This window comes from Erythrobacter litoralis HTCC2594 (assembly GCF_000013005.1).
Lineage (GTDB): Bacteria > Pseudomonadota > Alphaproteobacteria > Sphingomonadales > Sphingomonadaceae > Parerythrobacter > Parerythrobacter litoralis_A.
In genome coordinates this window covers 516,575-541,392 of the sequence record NC_007722.1, presented here as the reverse complement: position 1 = coordinate 541,392, position 24,818 = coordinate 516,575, and the positions used below count along the sequence as shown (strand labels likewise).

24 protein-coding genes and 1 tRNA gene are annotated in these 24,818 nt (G+C 65.1%); 15 read left to right on the top strand and 10 right to left on the bottom strand.

Annotated elements, in window-relative coordinates; all coding sequences use genetic code 11:
• The first annotated feature begins 39 nt into the window (after nucleotides 1-39).
• A complete protein-coding gene (locus EL2594_RS02470; RefSeq protein WP_011413468.1) occupies nucleotides 40-1,620 on the top strand; it encodes a WS/DGAT/MGAT family O-acyltransferase in 1,581 nt (526 codons plus the stop codon).
• On the top strand, nucleotides 1,617-2,420 hold the full coding sequence (locus tag EL2594_RS02465; RefSeq protein WP_011413467.1) for an esterase/lipase family protein: 804 nt from the start codon (nucleotides 1,617-1,619) through the stop codon (nucleotides 2,418-2,420). Before EL2594_RS02470 ends, EL2594_RS02465 begins: the two co-directional genes overlap by 4 nt.
• A 26-nt stretch (nucleotides 2,421-2,446) precedes the next feature.
• Here EL2594_RS02465 and EL2594_RS02460 read toward each other — a convergent pair whose 3' ends face one another.
• Nucleotides 2,447-5,371 (bottom strand): hypothetical protein, encoded by a 2,925-nt coding sequence (locus EL2594_RS02460; protein ID WP_011413466.1) that lies wholly within the window; start codon nucleotides 5,369-5,371, stop codon nucleotides 2,447-2,449.
• Between the two features lie 271 nt (nucleotides 5,372-5,642).
• On the opposite strand from EL2594_RS02460, the gene infA reads away from it, so the two are divergent.
• From infA to EL2594_RS02435, 5 genes are all read left to right on the top strand, one after another.
• Nucleotides 5,643-5,900: a translation initiation factor IF-1 gene (gene infA / locus EL2594_RS02455; protein ID WP_011413465.1), complete on the top strand. Its 258-nt coding sequence runs from the start codon at nucleotides 5,643-5,645 to the stop codon at nucleotides 5,898-5,900.
• 66 nt (nucleotides 5,901-5,966) lie between these two features.
• Nucleotides 5,967-6,602 (top strand): Maf family protein, encoded by a 636-nt coding sequence (locus EL2594_RS02450; RefSeq protein WP_081432339.1) that lies wholly within the window; start codon nucleotides 5,967-5,969, stop codon nucleotides 6,600-6,602.
• Nucleotides 6,595-7,548, top strand: a complete 954-nt coding sequence (locus EL2594_RS02445) for a ribonuclease (protein ID WP_011413463.1) — start codon at nucleotides 6,595-6,597, stop codon at nucleotides 7,546-7,548. Before EL2594_RS02450 ends, EL2594_RS02445 begins: the two co-directional genes overlap by 8 nt.
• The gene (locus tag EL2594_RS02440) at nucleotides 7,545-7,706 is read left to right on the top strand and encodes a DNA gyrase inhibitor YacG (RefSeq protein ID WP_011413462.1); all 162 of its coding nucleotides are present in this window, start codon (nucleotides 7,545-7,547) and stop codon (nucleotides 7,704-7,706) included. Before EL2594_RS02445 ends, EL2594_RS02440 begins: the two co-directional genes overlap by 4 nt.
• Nucleotides 7,707-7,791: 85 nt before the next feature.
• Nucleotides 7,792-7,867 (top strand) — tRNA-Phe (locus EL2594_RS02435).
• Nucleotides 7,868-8,054: 187 nt separating this feature from the next.
• Here EL2594_RS02435 and EL2594_RS14825 read toward each other — a convergent pair.
• The gene (locus EL2594_RS14825) at nucleotides 8,055-8,936 is read right to left on the bottom strand and encodes a hypothetical protein (RefSeq protein ID WP_233994302.1); all 882 of its coding nucleotides are present in this window, start codon (nucleotides 8,934-8,936) and stop codon (nucleotides 8,055-8,057) included.
• 192 nt (nucleotides 8,937-9,128) lie between these two features.
• Between EL2594_RS14825 and purC the strand changes: the two genes are divergently transcribed.
• On the top strand, nucleotides 9,129-9,947 hold the full coding sequence (purC, locus tag EL2594_RS02425) for a phosphoribosylaminoimidazolesuccinocarboxamide synthase (RefSeq protein ID WP_011413460.1): 819 nt from the start codon (nucleotides 9,129-9,131) through the stop codon (nucleotides 9,945-9,947).
• A 3-nt stretch (nucleotides 9,948-9,950) separates the two neighbouring features.
• Here purC and EL2594_RS02420 read toward each other — a convergent pair whose 3' ends face one another.
• The gene (locus tag EL2594_RS02420; protein WP_011413459.1) at nucleotides 9,951-10,832 is read right to left on the bottom strand and encodes a diacylglycerol/lipid kinase family protein; all 882 of its coding nucleotides are present in this window, start codon (nucleotides 10,830-10,832) and stop codon (nucleotides 9,951-9,953) included.
• Between the two features lie 81 nt (nucleotides 10,833-10,913).
• On the opposite strand from EL2594_RS02420, the gene EL2594_RS02415 reads away from it, so the two are divergent.
• The 3 genes from EL2594_RS02415 to purQ all read left to right on the top strand — a co-directional run bounded on the left by EL2594_RS02415 (nucleotide 10,914) and on the right by purQ (nucleotide 14,880).
• Nucleotides 10,914-13,793, top strand: a complete 2,880-nt coding sequence (locus tag EL2594_RS02415) for a M16 family metallopeptidase (RefSeq protein ID WP_011413458.1) — start codon at nucleotides 10,914-10,916, stop codon at nucleotides 13,791-13,793.
• 176 nt (nucleotides 13,794-13,969) lie between these two features.
• Nucleotides 13,970-14,203, top strand: a complete 234-nt coding sequence (gene purS, locus EL2594_RS02410) for a phosphoribosylformylglycinamidine synthase subunit PurS (RefSeq protein WP_011413457.1) — start codon at nucleotides 13,970-13,972, stop codon at nucleotides 14,201-14,203.
• Between the two features lie 5 nt (nucleotides 14,204-14,208).
• Nucleotides 14,209-14,880: a phosphoribosylformylglycinamidine synthase subunit PurQ gene (gene purQ / locus EL2594_RS02405; protein WP_011413456.1), complete on the top strand. Its 672-nt coding sequence runs from the start codon at nucleotides 14,209-14,211 to the stop codon at nucleotides 14,878-14,880.
• 27 nt (nucleotides 14,881-14,907) lie between these two features.
• On the opposite strand, the gene EL2594_RS02400 is transcribed toward purQ, so the two are convergent.
• The 4 genes from EL2594_RS02400 to EL2594_RS02385 form a co-directional block, all read right to left on the bottom strand.
• Nucleotides 14,908-17,259 (bottom strand): putative bifunctional diguanylate cyclase/phosphodiesterase, encoded by a 2,352-nt coding sequence (locus tag EL2594_RS02400; RefSeq protein WP_011413455.1) that lies wholly within the window; start codon nucleotides 17,257-17,259, stop codon nucleotides 14,908-14,910.
• A gap of 93 nt (nucleotides 17,260-17,352) precedes the next feature.
• Nucleotides 17,353-19,176 (bottom strand): glutamine--fructose-6-phosphate transaminase (isomerizing), encoded by a 1,824-nt coding sequence (gene glmS, locus EL2594_RS02395; protein ID WP_011413454.1) that lies wholly within the window; start codon nucleotides 19,174-19,176, stop codon nucleotides 17,353-17,355.
• 18 nt (nucleotides 19,177-19,194) lie between these two features.
• Nucleotides 19,195-19,560, bottom strand: coding sequence for a type II toxin-antitoxin system VapC family toxin (locus tag EL2594_RS02390; protein ID WP_011413453.1), 366 nt, complete (start codon nucleotides 19,558-19,560; stop codon nucleotides 19,195-19,197).
• Between the two features lie 2 nt (nucleotides 19,561-19,562).
• Nucleotides 19,563-19,778: a ribbon-helix-helix domain-containing protein gene (locus EL2594_RS02385; protein ID WP_011413452.1), complete on the bottom strand. Its 216-nt coding sequence runs from the start codon at nucleotides 19,776-19,778 to the stop codon at nucleotides 19,563-19,565.
• A gap of 252 nt (nucleotides 19,779-20,030) precedes the next feature.
• Between EL2594_RS02385 and EL2594_RS02380 the strand changes: the two genes are divergently transcribed.
• Complete coding sequence (locus EL2594_RS02380) at nucleotides 20,031-21,554, top strand: CpaF family protein (protein ID WP_155805937.1); 1,524 nt, start codon at nucleotides 20,031-20,033, stop codon at nucleotides 21,552-21,554.
• Between the two features lie 345 nt (nucleotides 21,555-21,899).
• Here the strand turns inward: EL2594_RS02380 and EL2594_RS02375 are convergent, their stop codons facing one another.
• Nucleotides 21,900-22,130, bottom strand: a complete 231-nt coding sequence (locus EL2594_RS02375) for a hypothetical protein (protein ID WP_011413450.1) — start codon at nucleotides 22,128-22,130, stop codon at nucleotides 21,900-21,902.
• Nucleotides 22,131-22,178: 48 nt separating this feature from the next.
• On the opposite strand from EL2594_RS02375, the gene EL2594_RS02370 reads away from it, so the two are divergent.
• The 3 genes from EL2594_RS02370 (at nucleotide 22,179) to EL2594_RS02360 (ending at nucleotide 23,558) form a co-directional block, all read left to right on the top strand.
• Nucleotides 22,179-23,102, top strand: coding sequence for a DMT family transporter (locus EL2594_RS02370; protein WP_011413449.1), 924 nt, complete (start codon nucleotides 22,179-22,181; stop codon nucleotides 23,100-23,102).
• Between the two features lie 31 nt (nucleotides 23,103-23,133).
• Nucleotides 23,134-23,262 (top strand): entericidin A/B family lipoprotein, encoded by a 129-nt coding sequence (locus tag EL2594_RS02365; protein WP_011413448.1) that lies wholly within the window; start codon nucleotides 23,134-23,136, stop codon nucleotides 23,260-23,262.
• A gap of 164 nt (nucleotides 23,263-23,426) precedes the next feature.
• A complete protein-coding gene (locus EL2594_RS02360) occupies nucleotides 23,427-23,558 on the top strand; it encodes an entericidin A/B family lipoprotein (RefSeq protein ID WP_011413447.1) in 132 nt (43 codons plus the stop codon).
• Here the strand turns inward: EL2594_RS02360 and EL2594_RS02355 are convergent.
• Both EL2594_RS02355 and EL2594_RS02350 read right to left on the bottom strand, forming a co-directional pair.
• Nucleotides 23,555-24,004, bottom strand: a complete 450-nt coding sequence (locus tag EL2594_RS02355; protein ID WP_011413446.1) for an ABA4-like family protein — start codon at nucleotides 24,002-24,004, stop codon at nucleotides 23,555-23,557. The genes EL2594_RS02360 and EL2594_RS02355 overlap by 4 nt on opposite strands.
• 15 nt (nucleotides 24,005-24,019) lie before the next feature.
• Nucleotides 24,020-24,718 carry an NAD(P)H-binding protein gene (locus tag EL2594_RS02350; protein WP_011413445.1) on the bottom strand — a complete coding sequence of 233 codons (699 nt, stop codon included), beginning with the start codon at nucleotides 24,716-24,718 and terminating at the stop codon, nucleotides 24,020-24,022.
• Between the last annotated feature and the right edge of the window lie 100 nt (nucleotides 24,719-24,818).

The following is a 24,818-nucleotide window of genomic DNA, read 5'->3' as shown; positions in this document are numbered from 1 at the left end:
CCGACACACAGGAGGATGCCTTTGCGACAGCTGCAAGGTATGGATGCGTCGTTCGTGGCGCTCGAAACGCCGACCTCGCCGATGCACATCGGCTCGATCCTGATCTACAATCCGGAGACGGCACCGGGCGGCTTCGTGCGGTTCAAGGATATCCTGAGCTTCTTCGAAAGCCGGATGCAGCTGTCCACCACGATCCGCCAGCGCATGGTGCGGGTGCCGTTCGATCTCGACTATCCCTACTGGATCGAGGACCCGGAATTCGACCTCGAATACCATATCCGCCACATCGCCCTGCCCAAGCCGGGGGACTGGCGGCAATTGTGCATCCAGGCTGCGCGGATCTTCGCCCGGCCGCTCGACCTCGAAAAGCCGCCGTGGGAATTCACCGTGGTCGAGGGGCTGGACAATATCCCCGGCGTCGCGCCCGGCAGCTATGCCATGGTCACCAAGGTCCACCACGCCGCGATCGACGGGATGAGCGGGATCGACCTGATGGAGGCGACGCACACGCTCGACCCCAACGATCCGCCGCCCAACACGCCCGACACCTGGAAGCCGGAGCGAATACCCGGCCCCGCCGAATTGCTCGGCAAGAGCTACGTCAACACGCTGCTCAACCCGGCCAAGCAGCTGGAGGTCGCGGCCAAGGCCGTGCCGGGCATCGCCAAGGCGGTGACGGGGCTGGTGAAGAAGGAATTCTCGCTCAGCAGCGACATGGTCGCCCCGCGCACACGCTTCAATCGCAAGATTTCGCCGCACCGCGTGGTCGAGGGCCGCAGCTTCCCGCTCGAGGACATCAAGGCGATCCGCGCGCTCGCGCCGGGGAGCAAGGTCAACGACGTATTCCTCTCCATCATCGGCGGGGGACTGCGCAAATACCTGGCTGCGAAGGACGACCTGCCCAAGGCGACGCTGACGGCGATGGCCCCGATCTCGGTCCGCTCGAAGGACGAGAAGAACGACATGGGCAACCAGGTCGCGGCAATGATCGCGCCGCTCGGCACGCATATCGAGGATCCGGCCGAGCGCATCGCCTGGGTCCATTCGAAAACGACCAATTCCAAGGCCATGACCGACGCCATGGGCGCGCGCAACATGACCGAGATCAGCAAGGTCAGCCCGGCGCTCTACATGTCGCTCGGGGCGCAGCTCTATACGCGCCTGGGCCTCGCCAATCGCGGCGTCGGCCCGATCTTCTCGACCGTCGTCACCAATGTCCCCGGCCCGCCGGTGCCGATCTATTCCAGCGGCGCGCGGCTTGAAAGCATGATGGGGCTGATCTGCCTGACCGACGGCATGGGGCTCGCGCATACGGTCCAGAGCTATGTCGGCGAAGCGACGATCTGCTTCACCGCCTGCCGCGAATTGCTGCCCGATCCGGATTTCTACATCGAATGCATCGAGGAAAGCTTCGAGGAACTGCGCGATGCGGCAGCCGTTGTCGCAAAAACGCCCACGGACAAACCCGCGAAGAAGGCACCTGCGAAGAAGGCACCTGCGAAGAAGGCTCCGGCAAAAAAGATCGCCGCAAAGCCCAGGACCACCAAATCCAAACCGAAAACAAAACCGAAAACGGCCGCCAAGAGCCCGTCGGGTAGCAAAGGAAAAACCACCGCATGACCGCAGCAACCATCGACCAGGATAGCGACCGGATGCCCGAAGCGCGGCCGCCCAGCCGCCTGCTGGCGCTGGCCGAGCCCGGCCGGGCCATGGGCGAGCTCGCCGCATTCTACGCCTTGACGCCCTTTCGCAGCCTGTTGCCGCGCGGCGACGGGCACGGCGTGCTGGTACTGCCCGGCTTCATGGCGTCGGATTATTCGACCCGCCCGCTGCGCCGCCTGCTGACCGGCCTCGGCTACGACGCGGTCGGCTGGAACCTCGGCCGCAACGTCCGCGTCGACAACAGCCGCGTTGAGGCGATGGCTGGCTGCGTCGAAGAGCTGCATGAACGCAGCGGCGGCAAGGTTTCGATTGTCGGGTGGAGCCTCGGCGGCGTGTTCGCGCGCGAGCTGGCCAAGATGATGCCCGAAAAAGTGCGCTTCGTGATCAGCCTCGGCAGCCCGATCAGCGACGATCGCAACCACACCAATGCTCGCCGCCTGTTCGAATTCCTCAACGGCGAAAGCCCGGAGCCGCTGCGGCAGGGCAAGTTCCAGAACCTGGCCGAAGCGCCGCCGGTACCGACCACCTCGATCCTGACCAAGACCGACGGCGTCGTCCACTGGCGCGGCAGCGTGCAGGCAGAAAGCGAGCAGACCGAGAATATCGAGGTCTATGCAAGTCATTGCGGCATGGGTGCCAACCCCTCGGTCGCCTATGCCATCGCCGACCGGCTGGCACAGGCGGAAGGGCAATGGAAGCCGTTCCGCGCCGAAGGCGTTTATTCCCTCGCCTTCCCGCGCTCTCGCCTCTTTCACTGAGCCGTCCTCCCCAGCGTCGGGGAGGATCAGAAGAGCTTGCGGATATCCACGCCGAGATAGCGGCCCGTCGGGTCGATCAGAAACGGCTGGAAGCGCAGCGGCGTGTCGCCATTCTGGTCGCGCACCACGCGTCGCCCGTCGAAGATATTGTCCGCCCTCAGGCTGATCCGCAGGCCCTTGAGAAAGCCTTCCTCTTCGCCCGCGAGCTCGCCGATATTGGCGAAGACGCGCAGGTCCACTGTCGCGAGATCGTCGATGAACAGGTCGCTGCTGCCCGGCAGGCCCGACCCTTCGACGAAGGCCTTGCCGGTATAGCGCGCCGAGATACGGGTACCGATACCGCCGAAGAACAGGCCGCCTTCGAGCCGCGTCGAATGTCTCGGCAGCCCGAAGGTCGACGTGGCATCGCCCCGAAGCTGGTCAAGCAACGGCACGCCCTGTGCGATCAGGATGGTGTTTTCCAGCTCGACAGTGTGGTTGAGCGACAGGAAGTAGCGCGGCCGCGGATCGCGATTTCCGCGTCCGGTGAAGGGATTGAACCCTCCGCCCCCACGGCCGCCACCGCGCGCCTGCTGCCCGCCCTGTCCTGAGCCTTCCCCGGCGCCGCCAGCCCCGGCGCCGCCAGCCCCGTCGCCGACAGCCCCGTCGCCGCCTTCGCGGTTGCAGACGCGCTGCTTGACGCGTTCGAGCCGCTCGGGATCGATCGTACCGTCCTCGCGCCGCAGCCGCGCGGCCATCTGCGGCGGCAGGGCGTCGAGATCGGGCGTCTCGCCGCACAACGCCGCGCGCATGCGGGCGAAGCGATCATCGGCCTGCTGCTGCCCTTCTTCCGTGCAGAACCGCGCGCGGAGCTGCTTGAGCCGCTCGGGATCGATCTGCCCGTCCTCGCCGCGCAGACGTGCAAGGATCGGTTCGGGCACGCCGGTAAGGTCCGGCGTTTTCCCTTCGGGCGTCGCGCAGAAGCGGTCACGCAGCGCCTGCATCCGCGCCGGGTCGAAGGCACCGCCGCCGCCTCCCCCGCGCGCTTCGGGGCCTCCTGTGCTTGGCGATGCGCCGCGCGCCGCACCGGGAGGCCCACCCTCCGGTCGCTCGGGTCGCTTGCCGATCTGGCCGCGCATGTTGAGGCCGAAGGAAATCCGCTCGGCGCGCGTTTCCTCGAACGTGACGGGCCGCGTATCGAGCGCCACCAGCCGCCCGGCGGCATCGCGCGTCGCGCGCCCCGGAAACGCCGCCTCGATCGCATCGGTCAGCGCCGGGAAACCTTGCGAGACGTCGCTCGAACGGTTGCGCACGTAATCGACATTGAGCCGCACATCGCCATCGACCGGCAATTTCCAGTTGGCGGAGAATTTCCAGTCGCGCTGGCTTTCGGCGAGCAGGTTCGGATTGCCGCCGTCGGTCACGGTGACCAGTTCGGTCCGTCCGGTAGCGAAATCGAACACCGGGACATTGAAGGTCGTGGTGACGGGATTGCCGAGAAATCCGAGCGACGGCGCCGCCTCGTTGTCGACATAGGTCACGCCGAGCTGGAAATCGTCGAACGGTTCCCAGTTCAGCCCGATGCTGAAATCGCGCAGGGTGCCGAAGTCCGAAAGGTGATCGATACCGGCCTGCAGGTTGAGGTCGAAATCGCCGACCGCGCCGAGAAAATTCTCGCGCTTGCTCGTCAGCGGGATACCGAGGTTGACCCCGCCCTCGACGATCGCGCGCGAGAGGTTGGAGCCGACCGCGCTGCGGGTGTCGTCGCTGTCGATATAGCTCCAGTCGTAGCCCGCATCGACGGTCAGGCTCGCCTCGCCAGCGGGCAGCAGAAACGGCGTGCCGCGCAGTGTCGCCTTTCCTGTAGCGCCGGCGGTTTCCGTGATGGCGATGTCGAAGCCGGGATCGGGCTGGCCCGGGATGGGCGCGGTCAGGGCGAGCGAACCGTTGAGCGCCGCCGCCTGCAGCACGGCGGTATCGGCCCGGCGGTCGATTTCGAGACGCGTGTCGCTTACATTACCGCCAGCGGTTACCGTGAACTGCCAGTCGCCGAGGGGCTGGCTGTAGGCCATCTCGATCGAGGCCGCGTCGGTCACGCTGCGCCGTTCGAGCGGGTCGTCGCCATTGAAGGTGCGGAACTCGCTCGCTCCGCCGGGGCCTGTCAGCGTGACGCTGTCCAGCCCGGACAGGCTGCGCGATTTTTGGCGTTCGAGCTGGCCGGTGAGGCTCAGCGAACCACCGCTTTCCTGAAACGCTGACGCCCAGTTGATCGATCCTTCGAAGCCGCGCGAGTCCGCAACCAGGCTGCGTGCGGCCGCCGGATCGGGATCGCCGGCGACGGTCGGGAGGCTGCCCGGCGTCTGCACGATATCGCGCTCCGCCTCGGTCAGCAGCGAGGTGTCGTTGGCTTCGAAATTGAGATTGAGCCTGCCGCCCGCGGCGATGGCGAGATAGCCGAATTCCTGCTCTGTCCGCGTGTAGCCGCCGCGATCGGGCTGTTCGTATTCCAGCTCGACTTCGCGGCTGGAGAAATCGTCCTTGAGGATGAAGTTGATCACCCGCCGGTCGGGCGGGAAACCGAAGCGTTGCGCCACTTCCTCGGGCAGGACCTCCACTTTCTCCAGCGCCTCGGGCGGATAGCGGAAGAATTCGCGGAAGCTGCTGACGCGGATGCCGTTGATAAGGAACACCGGGCGGCCGCCGCCGCGCCCGCGCGCGGACCCGCTGGCCGGCTCGAGCTGGGCGACGAGTTCCTGGATCGATCCGACGCCGAAGCCGGCAATATCCTCGGCATCGAGCTCGACCAGCGGCGCTTGCGGCACGTCGAGCTGGCCGGGCAGGCGGTCGGCGGTGACGACTATCGTCCCGTCGGCCGTGCGCGCGGCTTCGTCATCCGGTGCCGTTTCGGATCCGTCGGGCCCGGATGGCTGCGCCTGTTGCGCGAAGCCCGGACTCGCAAAAACGAGCGCCAAGAGGGGGAGAGCGGCGAAAATGCGCAATGTATTGCACCCTTTGCAGTTTTTCCCGCCCCCGGGCTCTGTGCGGGATGCCGCGGGCTGGGGCAATACAGGAGAAAGTAACGCTTTGTCGCTGGACCGGTCTGGAACGCCCCCGGTCGATAAATTCGATAAAGGTGCCCGGCGACAAAGCGCGGCACCTGCATTTCCGCGAAGGCTTCCCTTTTGCCCTGCGCCCCGCTAAAGCGCCGCCACCTTTTCAACATATTTGGACTGTCGAGACTACATGGCGAAAGAAGAACTCCTCGAAATGCGCGGCAAGGTAGTCGAGCTGCTGCCTAACGCGATGTTCCGGGTCGAGCTCGAGAATGGTCATGAAGTCCTCGGACACACCGCCGGCAAGATGCGCAAGAACCGCATCCGCGTGCTGGTGGGCGACGAAGTGCTGTGCGAATTGACGCCGTACGACCTGACCAAGGCGCGGATCACCTATCGCTTCATGCCGGGCCGTGGCGGCCCCGGCCAGGGTCCCGGCCCGCAATAAGGTACCCATGTCTCGACAGGCCATCTCGACATGCTCGATGGCCGCTCGACACGAACGGAAAACCTTATGAGTGCCGTTCCTCCCGAGCAGCGATCGAGCGCGAGCGAAGCGAGCAGTCGAGAGCGCGGGTCGAGGGAATTCCCACTCACCCTAGCCTCTGCCAGCCCGCGTCGCCGCGAGCTGTTGGCGCGCCTGGGTATCGAACCTGCCGCGATTGTACCGGCTCAGATCGACGAAACGCCTCACAAGGCCGAACTCCCGCGCGATTATGCGCTGCGCATGGCGCGCGAAAAGGCGCAAGCCGTCGATGCGTCGGGGCATGTCCTCGCCGGTGATACCGTTGTCGCTGCCGGGCGCAGGATCCTGCCGAAGGCCGAAGACCAAGCGACCGCGCGGCAATGCCTCGAACTGCTTTCGGGAAGGCGGCACCGCGTCCTTTCCGCGATCGCGCTGAAGTCGCCCGACGGCACGTTGCGCGAAAAGCTGAGCGAGACCGTGGTGCGCTTCAAGCGCCTGTCGGAAGAAGAGATCGCCGCCTATCTCGCGAGCGGCGAATGGGAAGGAAAGGCCGGCGGCTATGCCATCCAGGGTTCGGCCGAAGGGCTGATCGCCTGGATTCAGGGCAGCCACTCCGGCGTCGTCGGACTGCCGCTGTTCGAAACGCGAGCGCTGCTCAAGGCCGCGGGGATGACGATTGGCTGAGTGGCTGGTCGAGCGTGGTATCGGCGAAGACCGCGCCTTGCTGGTCGAAGGCGACCAAACGCTCGCCGCCAAGCTCCATTGGCCGGGAGATCTCTTCGCCGGACAGATATTGCCGGCGAGGCTCACTACCCGCCGTTCAGGCTCCAACCGCGGTGTAGCATCTACGGCGAACGGTCTTGAAATCCTGATCGACAAGTTGCCGCACGATGTCACCGAAGGCAGTAAAGTCTCCGTCACGCTCACCCGGGCCCCGATCGCCGAGCGCGGGCGATTGAAACTTGCGCAAGGCCGAGTGAGCGAAGCCGGGCCATCTCCCGATGCACTCGCATCGCTGGCCGCGCGCGAGGTCCGCCGGTTTCCGGCTGGGCTTTGGGAAGAGGTTTGGGACGGTGCCTCATCGGGCGAAATCGCATTCGTGGGAGGTTCGCTGCTGTTCAGCACGACCCCGGCGATGACGTTGGTCGATATCGACGGCGACGGCAGCCCGCGCGAGCTGGCGCTGGCCGCGATCCCCGCCCTCGCCCGCGCGCTGCGCCAGTTCGATCTCGGCGGCTCGATCGGGATCGATTTCCCCACGATTGCCGACAAGGCCGGGCGGAAGGCGGTCGATGCCGCGCTCGGCGAAGCGCTGGCCGACTGGCCGCACGAGCGCACGGCGATGAACGGTTTCGGCTTCGTCCAGATCGTCGCGCGGCTGGAAGGCCCGAGCCTGCTGCATCGCATGGCCACTTCACGTATCGGCGCTGCTGCCCGCATGGCCCTGCGGCGCGGGGAACTGGTCGAAGGAGCAGGCGTCACGCTCCTGACCGTACATCCCGCGTTGAAGGCAAAATTGAAACCTGAATGGCTAGCAGAACTCGAAAAGCGCACCGGTCGGCCTGCGCGCCTCGAAACCGATCCCGGCCTTGCCATCGAGGCAGCGCAAGCCCAGATCATAGCCGCATGAAAAAGCCCTGTCCCATCTGCAAGAAACCGCGCAGCGAAGATCACAGCCCCTTCTGTTCGACCCGCTGCAAGGATCGCGATCTCGCGCGCTGGTTCACCGATGGCTATTCGGTTCCGGGCCCGCCCGCCGCGCCGGAAGATATTCTGCGCGAGGAGTGATTCCCCCCTTGCCAAGCTAGCGGGCCTTCGCCATAGGCGCGCACTCATTCGCGCACGGGCCATCAGTTCCCGATGCGACGAATAGGCCTCGGTAGCTCAGTTGGTAGAGCACACGACTGAAAATCGTGGTGTCGGTGGTTCGAATCCGCCCCGAGGCACCATTCTTTCCAAAGCTTCAAGCGCCAGCGTTCGCATCCGCTCACTTTGCTTTCCTCGCTCACGCGCCCTTTGGGCGCATTGCTGCGGGCGCGCCTGCAGGTGTGCTCCGCACGTCTGCGCCTTCGGCTTCGACTCCGCGCTGGCGAACTCGTTGAGTTCGTATTTCATCAGTGCTGACAGCTCGCGGTGCTAATGCGATTCCATATGCGCCAGGATACGGTCGCAGACGGCGTCCAGCTGCCCGAAATCGCGCGGACGGGTCAGGCCGTGGATGGGCACGCTGGCGCTGATCTGCGCGGCATAGACCGCCTGCTCGGTCAACCGCCCCATCGCTTCGAGGAAACGCGGGCGATAGGCGGTCTGCGCCAGCAGCATGTGCGCGGCATCGCCACCCATTTCGCGCTCGATCGCGATCTCCCCGCCGAAGCGCAGGGCATAGATCGCCACCAGCGGGACCGGCTGGTCGAGCGGGACGTGCCGCTCTGTCGCGATGTGGAATTTCTCCATCTGCATGTGGTCGCGAACCTTCTCGCGCCCGGTCATGCCGAGGCCGGCGATGGCTTCTTCCCACAGCTTGTGTCGCACGCTGGAGGGATAGAGCATTGTCGGCCGGTCGGCGCGGCCCGGCACCGCGCGGCTGAGGTCGTCGCTCACCAGCGGACAGCCGCGCTCGGCAAGCGCCGCCGCCAGCGTCGACTTGCCCGCTCCCTGCCGTCCGCAAAACAGAACCGCGCCCTTCGGCCCCATCACCGCGCTGCCGTGCAGCATCGGCCAGCCGCGCTGGTAGCCGGTGACACCCCATGCGGTGCCGAGCGTGAACAATCGCACGGCGATCGGATCCGCCCCGGCGAGCGGGTGAACCTCGATCGCGTTTCCTGCGCTTACTTCCCACTTGCCCGTATCGGGCACCGAAAAGCGCACGGTATCGCCCTCGACCTCGGGCAAATGATCGGGCACGGGCGCCGCTTCGAGGGTGTCGCCCAGCCGTATCGCGATGTCGGTCTCGTCGATCGCGGCGTCCGCGCCGGCGAGCGCAAAGGCCTGCCATTCGGGCAATTCCAGCTCGGACACGATGTGGCATCCCGAATGTCGGTAGAAGAAGCGCCCCATGCGCGCTCGTTAGCACAGGCGCGCGGCGTCGCAATCGCCATCGCCGGAATTGCACAAGGCCGCGTTCCGCTGTAAACGCTTCCGTCGCCCCGGTAGCCGAAGCACACGCTTCGCGTGCCGGGGCCATCTGTTTCAAGCCGAGGGACCACCGCCATGTCGCGCCGCCGCCAGATCTACGAAGGCAAGGCCAAGATCCTTTACGAGGGTCCGGAGCCGGGCACCATCATCCAGTATTTCAAGGACGATGCCACTGCTTTCAACGCCGAGAAAAAAGGCACGATCAGCGGCAAGGGGGTGATCAATAACCGCATCAGCGAGCATGTGTTCACGCGGCTCAGCCACATCGGCATCCCGACGCATTTCATCCGCCGCCTCAACATGCGCGAACAGCTGGTCCGCCAGTGCGAGATCATCCCGATCGAAGTCGTGGTGCGCAATGTCGCCGCCGGATCGATCAGCAAGCGGCTGGGCATCCCCGAAGGCGAGCCGCTGCCGCACACGCTGATCGAATATTACTATAAGGACGATTCGCTCGGCGATCCGCTAATTGCTGAAGAACATATCGCCTGTTTCAACTGGGCGAGCCCTGAGGAAATGCAGGACATCGCCAGCATGGCGATCCGCATCAACGATTTCATGGCCGGCATGTTCGCGGCGATCGACATCCGGCTGGTCGATTTCAAGCTGGAATTCGGACGCATCTATGATGGTGACTTCAGCCGCGTGATCCTGGCCGACGAGATCAGTCCCGACGGCTGCCGCCTGTGGGACATGAATTCGGGCGAGAAGCTCGACAAGGATCGCTTCCGCCGCGATCTCGGCGGGGAGAGCGAGGCTTACCAGGAAGTCGCGCGGCGGCTCGGCCTGCTCGACGAGGACAGGAACAACGGCGAAGGCGGTCCCGGCGAAGTCTTCGACATGTCGGCCCATCGCAGCCGTCTGCGCGGCACGCCGACCCCGCCGAAAAAATAGGGGCTAGACCACGTAGGTAAGCGTGATGCCGCTCGGCTCGATGGCGAAGGCGCAATCGGGCATGTGGTCGCCGTCGACCTGCACCGGCGTGATGCAGCGGTCGAAGGCGATCCGGCGCGCGCTGCGGATTTGCGCGAAACCGAAGCGCTCGACCGGCAGGCGCAGCATGGCCGCCGCGATGAAGGCCAGCATCCCCAGCCTGCCGCAGCGGCGCAGAGTAATGAGCTCGACCGAATCCTCCGCCAGCGCGGCACGCGGGCTGAGCTGGAACGGACCCGCATAGAGCCGCGCGTGCGACACGATCGCCGCCTCCGCCTCGCAGGCGAACGGCGTGCCGTCGGCCAGCGTGCCCGCGATCGTCATCGCTTGGCGCGGCCACGTCCGCAGCAGGCGCAGCATGGCAACGGCGTAGGCCAGCCGCCCGATGCGCCGCTTCAGCGCACCGGAGACATGCGCCACCGCCACGCTGTCTGGCCCGATGCTCAGGCAGGATACGATCGGCATTTCGCCCAGCCGGAAAAGGGGTGAGCGCACCCAGCCCGACGGCCCGCGTGCCCACGCCGCCGCGAGATCGCGCGCGAAATCCTTCGGCCTGGCGGAATAGCCCAGCTCGCGCGCCACCAGGTTGATCGTCCCCGAGCGCGCGATGCAGAGCGGCGTATCCCCCGCCCCCTCGCCCATGGCCTGCACCGTATCGCGCAAGGTGCCGTCGCCGCCATGCACGCAGATCAGGTCGGCCCTGCCCGACAGGCGGACCCCGTCGGCCTGCGTCGACAGCAGCTCGACCGCGAAACCCTCGCTCTCCAACGCAGCCACAAGCGCCGCCAACCCCTGCTCGCGGAAGCTGCCGGAAACAGGATTGTAGACAAGATCGATCCGCGCCATGCGGCGCGCTTAGCGCAGGAAGGTTGAATTTGTCCTCCCCGGGCGGTTGCGAAGCGGGAAAAAGCCCGCCACACCAAGGGCATGAAGGGTCCTCTTTTCGCAGCGCCGATGGCGCTGGTCATCGCCGTTCCGCTCGCCGCCCAGCCCACCACGGAAGCCCTCGTCCCCGCTGCCGCGGCGCAGACCGCGGACGAAGCTGTCTGGGCGTATGAGGAAAGCGATCTCGTGCCCGAGCAAGGCTACGTCTTCGGCGTGCTCGACAATGGCATGCGCTACGTCATCCGCCAGAACGACACGCCCGAGGGCACGGCCCTCGTGCGGATGGAGGTCGCCGCCGGACGGCTCGACGAGCGCGACGACGAGCGGGGCCTGACACATTATATCGAGCACATGGCTTTCAACGGCTCGACCAACGTGCCCGAAGGCGAGATGATCAAGCTGCTCGAACGGCTGGGCCTCGCCTTCGGGGCCGACACCAATGCCTCGAATACGTTCGGTTACACCAATTACCGGCTCGACCTGCCCAACAACGATCCCGCATTGCTCGATACCGCGCTGTTCCTGATGCGCGAGACGGCGAGCGAGCTGCTGTTCGACGAGGAAGCCGTCGAGCGCGAGCGCGGGGTCATTTTGGCCGAGCAGCGCGACCGGACGAATTACGCCCAGCTCAATGCGCTCGACCAGATCGAATTCCTGGTGCCGGGTTCGCTGCTCACCAAACGCTTCCCCGGTGCCGGGCGCGAGGATGTCGATACCGCCGATGCCGCAACGCTGCGGGCGCTGTGGGAACGGGTCTATGTGCCCGGCAAGACGACGCTGATCGTGGTCGGCGATTTCCCGGTCGATGTCATGCGCGAGGCGATCGTCAAGCATTTCTCCAGCTGGCAGGGGCCGGACGGTGCCGACCAGCCGGATGCCGGCCCGGTCGATCCGGGGCGGCAGGGCGAAACCGATATCTACACCGATCCGGCGCTGACCGAAGCGATCACCTTTGCGCGCAATGCCGCGTGGATCGACCGCCCGGACACCATGGCCGACCGCCGCGCCTCGATCCTGCGCGCGCTCGGCTACTCCATCCTGCGCCGCCGCCTGACCAAGCTGGCGCGCGCGGAAGATCCGCCGTTCCGCTCGGTCGGCGTCGGCACGTCGGACATCTTCGAGGCCGGACGGCAGACGACGCTGACCGTGGCCCCGATCGAAGGCCAGCGCGAGCGCGGCGTGATGGAAGCGGTGACGACGTTTCGCCAGTTCGTGGAGTTCGGCGTCAGCGCCGCCGAAATCGCCGAGCAGGTCGCCAATCGCCGGACTGGGCTGGAGAACGCCGTCGCCGGACAGGCCACGCGCAGCCACGGGACATTCGCCGGCCGTGCGACCGCCCTGGTGCGCAACGACCGCATCCCGACCTCGCCGGAATTCGACCTCGCCTTGTTCGAGGAAGTCGCCGCGACCGCAACGCCGGAAACCGTCATGGCGGCGATCCGCGCCGACATCGTGCCGCTCGACAACCCGCTCATCCGCTTCCAGGGACCGAACGCCCCAGAAGGCGGTGCGGAGGCGTTGAGGGCGCTGTGGGACGCCGCAGTCGGCGCACCGGTCGACGCGCCTCAGGAAAGCGCCATCGCCGCATGGACCTATACCGATTTCGGCGCGCCGGGAGAGGTGGTGTCCGATACGGTCGACGAGCGGCTGGATATCCGAACCATCACCTTCGACAACGGCGTACGGCTCAACCTCAAACCGACCGACCTGGCCGAAGACCGCATCAGCCTGGCGGTGACCATCGACGGCGGCAATTTCATCGAAAGCCGCGAAGAGCCGCTCAAGGTCGATCTGACCGCACTGTTCGCAGCGGGTGGTCTCGGCGCATACACGCAGGACGAGTTGCAGACCGTGCTGGCGGGGCGCAGCGTCGGATTTTCGCTTGGCGCGAGCACCGACAGTTTTCGCTTCAGCCGCACCACCACGCCGCGCGATCTCGAATTGCAGCTGCAGCTGATCGCCGCCTACCTGACCGATCCGGGCTACCGCCCCGAGCCGATCAAGCGATTCCGCAACGGTCTGGGTGATTTCTACGCGCGGCTGACGGCGACACCGGGCGCCGCCTATTCCAGCGCATCGGGCGCGATCCTGTCCGACGACGATCCGCGCTTCAGCCTGCCCGAGCGGGGGGCGCTGGAGGCCCTGACGTTCGACGACTTGCGCGAGGCGATCTCCGACCGGCTGGCAAACGGCGCGATGGAAGTGGCGCTGGTGGGCGATTTCGACCCCGGGCGGGCGATCGACCTGGTCGCCCGCACGCTCGGCGCGCTGCCCCCGCGCGAGGCCGCATTCCGCGACTATCCCGACAGCCGGCAGCGCAGCTTCACCGCGACGCGCGAAAGGCAGACGATCTATCACGACGGCGAGGACAACCAGGCGAGCCTGCGCTTCGTCTGGCCGACGCGCGATTATTCCGACCAGCAGGCCTTTTCGGAACTGGCGATGCTGCGCTCGGTCCTCACCCTGAAGCTTACCGAGACCTTGCGCGAGGATCTGGGCAAGGCCTATTCACCCAGCGTCGGCAGCTCGCTCTCGCGCTATTATCCCGGCTACGGCACCTTCCAGGTCGTCGCCAATATCGATGTCGGCGAAGTCGAGGCCACCCGTGCGGCGATCCTCGAAACGCTGAATCGGTTGCGCAACGAGCCGGTCGACGACGACACGCTGCAACGCGCGCGCCAGCCGATCCTCGAGACGATCGACAATGCACTCAAGACCAATGGCAGCTGGATGCGCTACGTGCGACGGGCGCAGTCGGAACCGGACCGGATCGACCGCTTCCTCGCCTCGCGCGGTATCTACGAGGCGATCACTGCCGAGCAATTGCAGGAAACGGCGGCGCAATACCTGACCGAAGGCGGCGCGGTCGAATTCCTCGTCCTGCCCCGGCCCGAGGACCAGGCCGACACCGCAGCGCAATAGGAAGTGCGCGTCGCCCCGCGTGTGGTTGCGTGGCGGTATCGTGCCTTTCACACCTGTAGCAGCGGGGTAATACCTGCCGGATGGGGAAGCAGCGCGGTGCGGGATTGCGGGAGCGCGGCGGATCGCTATAGGCACTCGCGATCATTCCCCGCGCGCTAGCGAACCGGAGTAGCCCGATGAAAGTCCGCATCCATGTCAGCCTCAAGCCCGGGGTTCTCGATCCGCAAGGGCGCGCGGTCCACCACGCGCTCGAAGGGCTGGGCTTTGCCGGGGTCGAGAACGTGCGGATCGGGCGACTGATCGAACTCGACGTCGCCGACGACACCAGCGATGCTTCGCTCACCGAGATGTGCGAGAAACTGCTCGCCAACACGGTGATCGAGAACTACCGCATCGAGAAGGCGGACTGACGGCCATGCGCACCGCCGTTATCACCTTTCCCGGCTCCAATTGCGATCGCGACATGGCGGTCGCGCTTGAACGGGCCAGCGGTAAGGCCCCCTTGCGCGTCTGGCACGCCGACAAGGACCTGCCCGAACGGCTGGATTTCATCGCCCTGCCCGGCGGCTTTTCCTATGGCGACTACCTGCGCTCGGGCGCGATGGCGGCCAACAGCCCGATCATGCGCGCGGTCAAGCGAGAGGCCGATCGCGGCGTTGCGGTGCTCGGCGTGTGCAACGGTTTTCAGGTTCTGGCCGAAAGCGGTCTGCTGCCCGGCGCCCTGATGCGCAACGCGGCCCAGACCTTTATCTGCCGCACTGCGGCGCTCGAAGTGGTGACCAACCGGTCGCTGTTTACCTCGGGCTACGAAGCGGGCCGGACCATTCACATTCCGGTCGCCCATCACGACGGCAATTATTTCGCCGATGCCGAAACGCTCGATCGGCTGGAGGGCGAAGGCCGCGTGGCGTTCCGCTATCACGAGAATCCCAACGGCTCGCAGCGCGACATCGCCGGTATCCTCAATGCTGCCGGCAACGTGCTGGGCATGATGCCGCACCCCGAACGCGCGGTGGATGCCGCGCATGGCGGCACCGACGGCCTGCCACTATTCAAGGCGGCGCTGGAGCGGCTCGCGGCCGCCTGACCGGGGGATTTGCAGCAGCCTGCCGCGTCAGGCGCGCAGACGGCCCGGCACGTCGAACAGCTTGCGGGCTTCGGCTTTGACCATGGGGCGCCCGAAGTAATATCCCTGGATCTTGGTGCAGCCGAGCTCGCGGATCAACTCCGCCTCCTCGAAGCTTTCGACCCCTTCGGCGGTCGTCGTCATATCTAGGCTGTCCGCCATGGCGACCACGGCCCTGATGATGGCAAGGCTTTCCTTGCTGCCCTGCGCAGCCCCTTGCACGAACATGCGGTCGACCTTGATGGTCGAGAAGCTGAGCTGGCGCAGGTAGCCGAGCGAGCTGTAGCCGGTGCCGAAGTCGTCGAGCGCGACCTGGCAGCCGAGGTGCATGACTTCCTTGAGCGCCTTTCCCGCCACCAGCGCATCGCGCACGAAGATGCTTTCCGTCACCTCCAGCTCAAGCCGGTTGGCCGGCAGCCCGCTGGTCGACAGAGCGCGCACGACAGTCGCTACGAAATCCGGCTCGACCAATTGTTCGGGTGAGACGTTGACATTGACTTTTACCGGGTCGGGCCAGTTGGCCGCCTCGATACAGGCCTGTTCCAGTACCCAGGAGCCGATCGGCACGATCAGCCGCGTGTCCTCGGCCAGAGGGATGAACTTGGCGGGGCTGACGAAGCCGTGTTCGGCGCTGTTCCAGCGCAGCAATGCTTCGAAGCTGATGATCGTCTCGTCATTGGCATCGACGACCGGCTGGTAGGCCAGCTCGAACTCTTGCCGATCCAGCGCCATGCGGAGCGAGAATTCGAGCTGCCGCCGCTCTTCGGCGGATTTGTGCAGCGATGGTTCGTACTGGAAGTGCTCGCCGCCGCCGAGATCCTTGGCGCGGTAGAGCGCGAGATCGGCATTGCGCATGAGCTCTTCGACGCTTCGCCCGTCGCGCGGGGCGATGGCGGAACCGACGCTGGCCCCGACATAGAGCATGTGGTGATTGACCTCGTAGGGCTGCGAAAGATGCTCGATGACCCTGCGGGCGACGGTGTCGACATAATCCCTGTCCTTCACGTCGCGGATCACGATGGCGAATTCGTCGCCGCCGAGCCGCCCGCACATCTCGTTTTCGGACAGGATGCTCTTGAGCCGTCCCGACACTTCGGCCAGCAACTCGTCGCCGGTTTGGTGGCCGAGCGAATCGTTGACCGCCTTGAAGCGGTCGAGATCGATCATCATGAAAGCGCAGCGCGAGCGCCACTGCTTGGCATATTTCATCGCTTCGCCGAGCGATTCGTTGACCATCAAGCGGTTGGGCAATTCCGTGAGCGTATCGTAGCGCGCGAGATAGGCGATCTTTTCCGAGGATTCGCGCTGTTCGGTGACGTCCGATCCGACCCCGCGATAACCGACATATTTGCCTTCCTCGTCCAGCATCGGCGTGCCCGACAGTTCCCACCAACGGGTGACTCCATCGATCGAAACCTTGACCAGCAGGTTGGAGAAGCTCTCCTTGCGTTTCAGACGCTCGGCCAGATCGTGCAGGCTGGTGGGGAATTGACCTGTTTTCCAGGCATCGCCCGCTATCAGTTGCAGGAAAGGCATGCCATCCGCCTCTCCGGGCTCGAGCCCGAGCGCAAAGGCGAAACGCGGCGAGACCGAGCGCACCTTGCGCTGGGTATCGATCTGCCACAGCCAGTCGGCCTCGTTCTCTTCGAATTCGCGCAGCAGGAGCGAGACGACTTCGTTGCGTTCGTTCATCCCCGCCTCTGCGGCGCTCTGTCGCAGAAAGGCCTCGGCCCGCTGGTAGACGCCCCATAGGATGACGAGCATGTAGAGAAGCGCCGCGACCGCCGGCGGGTACTGGCCGGCAAGGCCGAAAACGACGATTGCCGTCATCGATGTCGTCGCGATATATATGATCGCACCCAGCGGTGCGGCCGCCAGTGCCAGGCTCGACCCGAGCGTGACGACCATGACGATGAGCCAGGCCTGCAGCATGCTGGTTGGCGTCCCGTAGAGCCAGTGCAAAACCGGCTGCGCCGCCCAAGCGATCGCAACCAGGGCGGAGCCCGACGCGTGGCGAAAGGCCTCGCGCTGCGAAAGCGTGCGCCCGTCGGCCTTGCGCAAAAGCCAGTCCTGGCTGGTGAAGATCGAGAGGGTCAGCGCCAAGCCGATAGCCCAGCCAAGTACCGTCAGCCACGCGAGATGTTGCAGGGAAATCCAGCAGGAGATGGCAGCGCAGGCGAAATGCGCGCCGAGGCGGAAGCGCGTGTGCTGCGCAACACGGGCGTATTGCAATGCACGCAGGCGCGGCCAGTCCGCGCTGTCGCATTCCTTGATGCCAAGGATAGCAAGCAGGGGTAATGTCGCCGGCAGGCTCAGCGCGTCGGATCGGTTCTCGCTCACGGACGCGAGAATTAGGTGCGAAAGGTTATTTCGCGGTAAAGGATATCGCCGAAAATACGGGTTCGACGATGAAAATTATTTTGCTAAATCAATCTATTCGACCGTGACCGACTTGGCCAGATTGCGCGGCTGATCGACATCCGTGCCCTTGACCACGGCCACGTGGTAGGCGAGCAACTGGACCGGCACCGCATAAACCAGCGGCGCGATAAGCGGGTGGACCTTGGGCATCTCTATCGTGGCGAGGCACCCGTCGCCCGCTTCGGCGAGCCCTTCGGCATCGGAGATCAGCACGATCTTGCCGCCGCGGGCGCTGACTTCTTGCATGTTGGAGACGGTCTTTTCGAACAGCGGGCCCGATGGCGCGAGCACGATCACCGGCACCGCTTCGTCGATGAGCGCGATCGGCCCGTGCTTCATCTCGCCCGAGGCATAGCCTTCGGCATGGATATAGCTGATCTCCTTGAGTTTGAGCGCGCCCTCCATCGCCAGCGGGTAATCCTGCCCGCGACCGAGGTAGAGCACGTCGCGCGCAGGCGCGATCAGCGGCGCCATGGCCGCAATGTCGTCGTCGTGATCGAGCGCGGCATTGAGGCACGCGGGCGCTTCGAGCAAATGCCGCACTACTTCCTGCTCTTCCTCGCGCGACATCTTGCCTTTCTTGACCGCCATATGCGCTGCCACCGCTGCCAATACGGCCAGCTGGCAGGTGAAGGCCTTGGTCGAAGCGACCCCGATTTCCGGGCCGGCATGCGTCGGCAGCAGCAGGTCGGCTTCGCGCGCCATGGTGCTGGTTGGGACATTGACGACGGCCGCGATGGTCTGGCCGTTTTCCTTGCAATGGCGCAGCGCCGCAAGCGTGTCCGCCGTCTCGCCGCTCTGCGAGATGAAGATGGCGAGGCCGCCATCTTCGAGCACCGGCTCGCGATAGCGGAACTCGCTGGCGACATCGATATCCACCGGCACGCGGGCGAAGGTTTCGAACCAGTATTTCGCGACCATGCCAGCATAGAACGACGTGCCGCAGGCGACGATGGTAATGCGCTTGATCGCCGTCAGGTCGAAGTCGATCTGCGGCAGCGCTACGCTTTCATCGGCCTGCCGGACATAGGAATTGAGAGTCTGGGCGACGACGGTCGGCTGCTCGAAAATCTCCTTTTGCATGAAATGGCGATAATTGCCCTTTTCGACAGCAGCGGCGGAGGCGCCGGACGTGACGGTCTCACGCTCGACCGGGGTGTTTTCGGCATCGTAAATCTGCGCTCCGTCGCGCGTGATCACGACCCAGTCGCCTTCCTCGAGATAGGCGATCTTTTGCGTCAGCGGAGCGAGGGCAAGGGCGTCAGAACCGAGATAGGTCTCGCCCTCACCGTAGCCCACCACCAGCGGCGAACCGAGCCGGGCACCGATCAGCATGTCGGGACGCTGGCGGAACGCGATCGCCAGTGCGAAGGCACCGCGCAGCCGCGGCAGGACAGTTTTTATTGCCTCTTCCGGGCTTGCGCCGCGTTCCACCTCGGCCGAGACGAGATGCGCGACCACCTCGGAGTCCGTATCGCTCGTGAGCGAGCGGCCGCCCTCCGTGAGTTCGGCCTTCAGCGGCTTGAAGTTCTCGATGATCCCGTTGTGCACCAGCGCCACTTCATCGGTGGCGTGGGGATGGGCATTCTCGGCCGTCGGCGCACCGTGGGTGGCCCAGCGCGTATGAGCGATGCCGATATCGCCCGGCGCCGGCGCCTTGGCCAATTCGGCGACGAGGTTCTGCAGCTTGCCCTGGGCCCTGCGGCGGATCAGTGTGCCGTCCGCAATCGTGCAGACACCGGCGCTGTCATAGCCGCGATATTCCATGCGACGCAGGCCGTCGACCAGGCGGTCCGCCACCTCTTCCTTGCCGACAATGCCAATGATTCCGCACATGTTTTCAGATCCTTCGGGCTAGAGCGTGTAGGGAACGCGGATTCCCGGCATGGCGGCCGGGAAATCCTCTGTGTTTCGGGTAATCAGGATCGCCCCGCTGCACTGCGCGGTGGCGAGGATTATCGCGCGGGTCAAGCCAAGACCGGAACGGCGCACGATATCGGCCGCCGCCGCCCCGATCCGGGCGTCGAGCTCGATCACCTGGAACGGGGTGAGCAACGCTTCCAGCGCGTCGCGACTCTCGAGGGGTTCGGCCGCCAGCAGTTCCATCCAGCTCAAGCGACTCGTCCGGTGTTTGCGATAGCGCGCGAGTTCCGCGGCCGCCTGCGGCACCCCGCGCAACCAGTCACCGATGATGTCGGTATCGAACACCGGGTCGGACATGCCTAGCCGCCTTCCCCGCCGCCGGTTTTGGTGTCCGCAGCGTCCTTGTCGGCCCAATAGCCGGAGCCCTGCGCGATCCAGTTGCCATCGGCCTGTCGGCGCAGATACAGCGCCACCGCCTCACGCATTTCCGCCGCGCGCGACCGGCCGTTCGCCCGCGCCATGGCATCGAGCGAGCGGATGTCGTCATCGGGCAGATCGATCAGGATACGGCTCACGGATATTGTGATATCATACTATGATATCGTGTCAATGAATTAGCGTTCTCGCAGAGATGATCGATGAAGCGGCAGCCAGCTCCGACCCCGACCGATCCGCCCGAAAACACCCATCGATCGGCGCTACCGGAGGTTTCGGACCTTAGGAAAAAAATAAGGTTTCCGAATTATTCACCACATTCAGGAATAACCTCTTCGTCGTTGGGCGGAGAGAGCGGGTCGCGCGCTGTGATTTATCATAGGGGACAGTGAATGAGTGCTTTTGGACGCAAAAACGGGCCTGGTGGCATGGCATCCGGCAGCCGTCCTGCATTCGGCGTCGCGCGCCCCATGAAAGGCGGCGCAAAGGCCAAGGCCGATCCCGGTGGCGAGCAATTCCCGCCGCTACCGGGCGAAACCGAGGGCAAGGAAGACAGCGCATCGGCACCCACCCCAAGGGCAGGTGCCGACGACGCGCTGACGCGGCTGGCCGATCGTGCCAACCATATCCACGAAAAAACGGAAATCGGCGGGTTCGAAGCCAGCGTCCACAAGATCAAGGAGCAGGTCCTCCCCCGCCTGCTCGAACGTGTCGATCCGGAAGCCGCCGCTACGCTGTCCAAGGAAGAGCTGTCGGAAGAGTTCCGGCCGATCATCATGGAAGTGCTGGCCGAGCTGAAGGTCACGCTCAACCGCCGCGAGCAATTCGCGCTCGAGAAGGTCCTGATCGACGAGCTGCTCGGCTTCGGGCCGCTGGAAGAGCTGCTGCAGGATCCCGACGTGTCGGACATCATGGTCAATGGTCCGGACCAGACCTACATCGAGAAAAAGGGCAAGCTGGTGCTCGCCCCGATCCAGTTCCGCGACGAGAGCCACCTGTTCCAGATCGCACAGCGCATCGTGAACCAGGTCGGCCGCCGCGTCGACCAGACCACGCCTCTGGCAGACGCCCGCCTCAAGGACGGCAGCCGTGTGAACGTCATCGTGCCGCCGCTTTCGCTGCGCGGTACCGCGATCTCGATCCGTAAATTCTCCGAAAAGCCGATTACATTGGACATGCTCAAGGACTTCGGTTCGATGAGCGACAAGATGTGCACCGCACTCAAGATCGCGGGCGCCTGCCGCATGAACATCGTCATCTCGGGCGGTACCGGTTCGGGTAAGACGACCATGCTCAACGCCCTGTCGAAGATGATCGACCCGGGCGAGCGCGTGCTGACGATCGAGGATGCCGCCGAGCTTCGTCTGCAGCAGCCGCACTGGCTGCCGCTCGAAACGCGTCCGCCGAACCTCGAAGGACAGGGCGCGATCACCATCGGCGATCTCGTGAAGAACGCCCTGCGTATGCGCCCCGACCGGATCATCCTGGGTGAGATTCGCGGCGCGGAATGTTTCGACCTTCTCGCCGCCATGAACACCGGTCACGACGGCTCGATGTGTACGCTTCACGCCAACAGCCCGCGCGAGTGCCTCGGTCGTATGGAAAACATGATCCTGATGGGCGACATCAAGATCCCGAAGGAAGCCATCTCGCGCCAGATCGCCGAATCGGTCGACCTCATCGTGCAGGTCAAGCGCCTCCGCGACGGTTCGCGTCGCACCACCGACATCACCGAGGTGATCGGGATGGAAGGCGACGTGATCGTGACGCAGAACCTGTTCAAGTTCGAATACCTGGACGAAAGCGAGGACGGCAAAATCCTCGGCGAATTCCGTTCCTCGGGCCTGCGTCCGTATACGCTCGAGAAAGCCCGTCAGTTCGGGTTCGACCAGGCTTACTTGGAGGCTTGTCTCTAGGGTCCTCGTTTTTCGCACCCACATCCGTGCGTGCGTCCTCGCTAGATGTGCGGCAAGCCGCACCCGCTGCGGGCGGGCGGTCGCCCTTGCGGCCCCTCCGCCGGGGCCGTGCTCCGCGACCAGGACGCGAGCTTTCGATTGGACCAGCTAGCTACCGGGTGGCGGAGCACGGTCGGCGACCCGCCGACCGCAAGCGCGACTGCGCGCCCGGAGGGGTGGCCCCGCAGGGGTCGGGCCCCCGGAGGACAGCCAAGTGCGCGGATGCGCACGCCGGCGCCTGAGGCCACACAAATAAACGCGAGGAAACCGCACCCACGGATGTGGGTGCGAAAAGCAACAATTCCCCTAGCCCCTCAGCATCCCCGGCACGGCCAGCGCCAGCAGCCCGCCGCCGAAAATCACGCTGACGAAGAAAATTCCGAACCACGGCACCCAGCCGACCCGGTCAAACTCGGTGCGCCTGGTGCGGCGCTTTTCCATATAGGTGGCAAAGGCCGCCAGCAGCAGGAATCCCGCGCCCCAAAGCGCGAGCAATTCCGCGTCGCTGGCGAAGATCAGGGCCCGAAGAAATTCCATCGCGCGGCCATATGGGCATGATCGCAGCTTTGCACTAGGGGCTGCCGGATGGATGGATCCGTCGCCCGCCCCCGCCCGCTCTTGGCGCTGGGCCTGCGCCTGCTGACCGCGCTGAGCCTGGCGACGATGGCGATGCTGGTGAAACTGGGCGAGCAGCGCGGCGTCCACCTGCTGGAGATGATCTTCTGGCGGCAGGCCATTACGCTCGTCGTCATCACCGGCCTGCTGGCATGGCTCGGGCGGCTGGCAGATATCCGTACCCGGCGGTTCGGCGCCCATGCCCGCCGCGCGATCTACGGGATCACCGGGATGATGTTCGTATATGGCGCGGTGATCCTGCTGCCGCTGGCGGAAGCGACCACCATCAGTTTCACCACGCCGATGTTCGCCGTGCTGCTGGCGCTGTTGCTGTTTCGCGAGAAGATCGGCCTCTATCGCTGGGGCGCGGTGCTCGTCGGTTTCGCCGGTGTCGCGATCGTAATGCAGCCGGGGAGCGGCGGCGCGGTCGATCCCTTCGGCATCGCGATCGGGCTGGTCGCGGCTTTCATGGTCGCGCTGATCTCGTTCCAGATCCAAGACCTCAATACCACGGAAACGCCCTATTCGATCATCTTCTGGTTCACCGCGCTCACCGCCCCGCTCGCCGCGTTGTCCCTGCCCTTCGTCCTGACCGCGCACGATCCGGTGACCTGGGGAATCGTGCTGGCGATGGCACTATGCGGTGCCGCGGCGCAGATCCTGTTGACGACCTCGCTGCGCTTCGGCTCGGCCGCCACGATTATCGTGATGGACTACACATCGCTGATCTGGGCGGTCACCTATGGCTGGACCGTCTTCGACCGCGTGCCGCCGCCCACCCTGTGGCTCGGCGCTCCACTCATCATATGTGCCGGGCTGCTGGTCGCATGGCGCGAACATCGCCTCAAGCAGCATGCGCGGATCGAGGAACTTACGCGAAGCACAGCGGTTTAGTCGGCATAAGCACGTAGATCGGAGAAGAACAATGGTTCGCAAGACCCTAGTCGCCCTCGGCATTGCCGCGCTCTCGCTTACCGCGACGGCCTGCAATACCGTGAAGGGCGTCGGACAGGATATCGAATCGGTCGGTGAAGCGGGTGACAGGGTCATCTAGGCAATCCGGCGGATAGCAAAGGAAGGCCGGACGGCGCGTCGAACCACCAAGAGTCGCCCCGTCCGGCCTTTTTGCTGCGCCAAGCAAGCGGATTGCGCCGTGCCAAGGATAGGTTCATATCCATTGCGCTCTAGCTGTCTGGCTAGTTTCAGAAGGAAACGCCCATGGCGCGCAAAACGCTTCTCGCTCTCGGCATCGTCGCCCTCTCATTGACGGCGACCGCCTGCAACACCGTCAAGGGCCTCGGCCGCGATATCCAGTCGGTCGGCGAAGCCGGTGAAGAGGTCATCGATTAATCCGCCCGGCGCGGGGCCCGTCGCGTCTCGCGCAGGACCAGCCAGATCAGCAGGCCGAGCGGCCCTGCCATGAAGGTCGCCAGCAGGATCGGCGCTTGGATCCAGCGGGAGACGTTCTTCGCATCGGCATCGCGGGCGATCCACAGCCCCGCAAAAAGATCGAACGCCAGATAGTGGGTCCAGCCGACCGTGACTCCGCCGCGCGAGGCGAAGATCGTCTGCACACCGTCGATGGTGGTAAAGTCGACCGCCGCATCAGCCGGGCCGACGGGGTCGAACAGCCCTGTCACTATCCCGACCAGCCCGACCGAATAGACCAAACACAGCAGAGCCACGCCGAGATAGAGGACGACCGTCATCGGCAATTCGCGGCGCGGCGCGAACAGCAGGATCGCCCAGCCGATCATGGCGATCGCCGTGTTGATGCTGAAAATCGTGTCCCACATCGCGCCTGTTCCCCTCTAATCCTCCACCAGCGGCGCGGGCAGCATTCTGGCCGCGCGCTGGATCGCGTCGTAATCATGGACGAAGCGACCCTGCGTCTTGCGCATCGCCAGCGCCAATGCGGCCTCCGCCACCTGGCTCGCTCTGACCGAACGATAGCGGCGGGCATTGCCGTGCAGGAACAGGTCGACCAGCGGACTGGCGAGCATGCCCAGCTTTTCGGCAGGACGCATGTCACCGTTGCGCGCACCGCGAAGCAGGCCCGGCCGCAGGATATCGAGCCGCTTGAAGCCGACCTTGGTCAGATCCGCTTCTGTTTCGCCCTTGACCGACAGGTAGAAGTTCTTCGAATGCCGGTCCGCGCCGACTGACGATACGGAAAGAAACCGCTCCACTCCCGCGTCGACCGCAGCGCGCGCGGTGTCGAGCACGAGATCATGGTCGACCGCGCGAAAAGCCTGTTTGTCGCCGCCGACCTTGCGGATCGTGGTCCCCAGCGCGCAGATCACTGCATCGGGGCGGACGGCTTCGAAAACCTCGCCCCACTTGGCCGGTTCGGCCACGAACACTTCCATGCGCGCGCCTTCCGGCAACGGCACCTCGCGCCGCGCAACGCCGACGATGCGCAAGTCTTCGCGCCCGACCGAAAGCTGCAGGATTTCCTGGCCGATCAGACCGGTCGCGCCGACCAGGGCGATGCGGGTGCGTGTGGACATGCGACGTGTTCTACCCTCTGCGTGCCACGCTGTTAGGGGGCTTGGACAACCGAATCCATGGGCGCAGGGCAGCTTTGTGCCGAATATGCGCTGGCCGGAG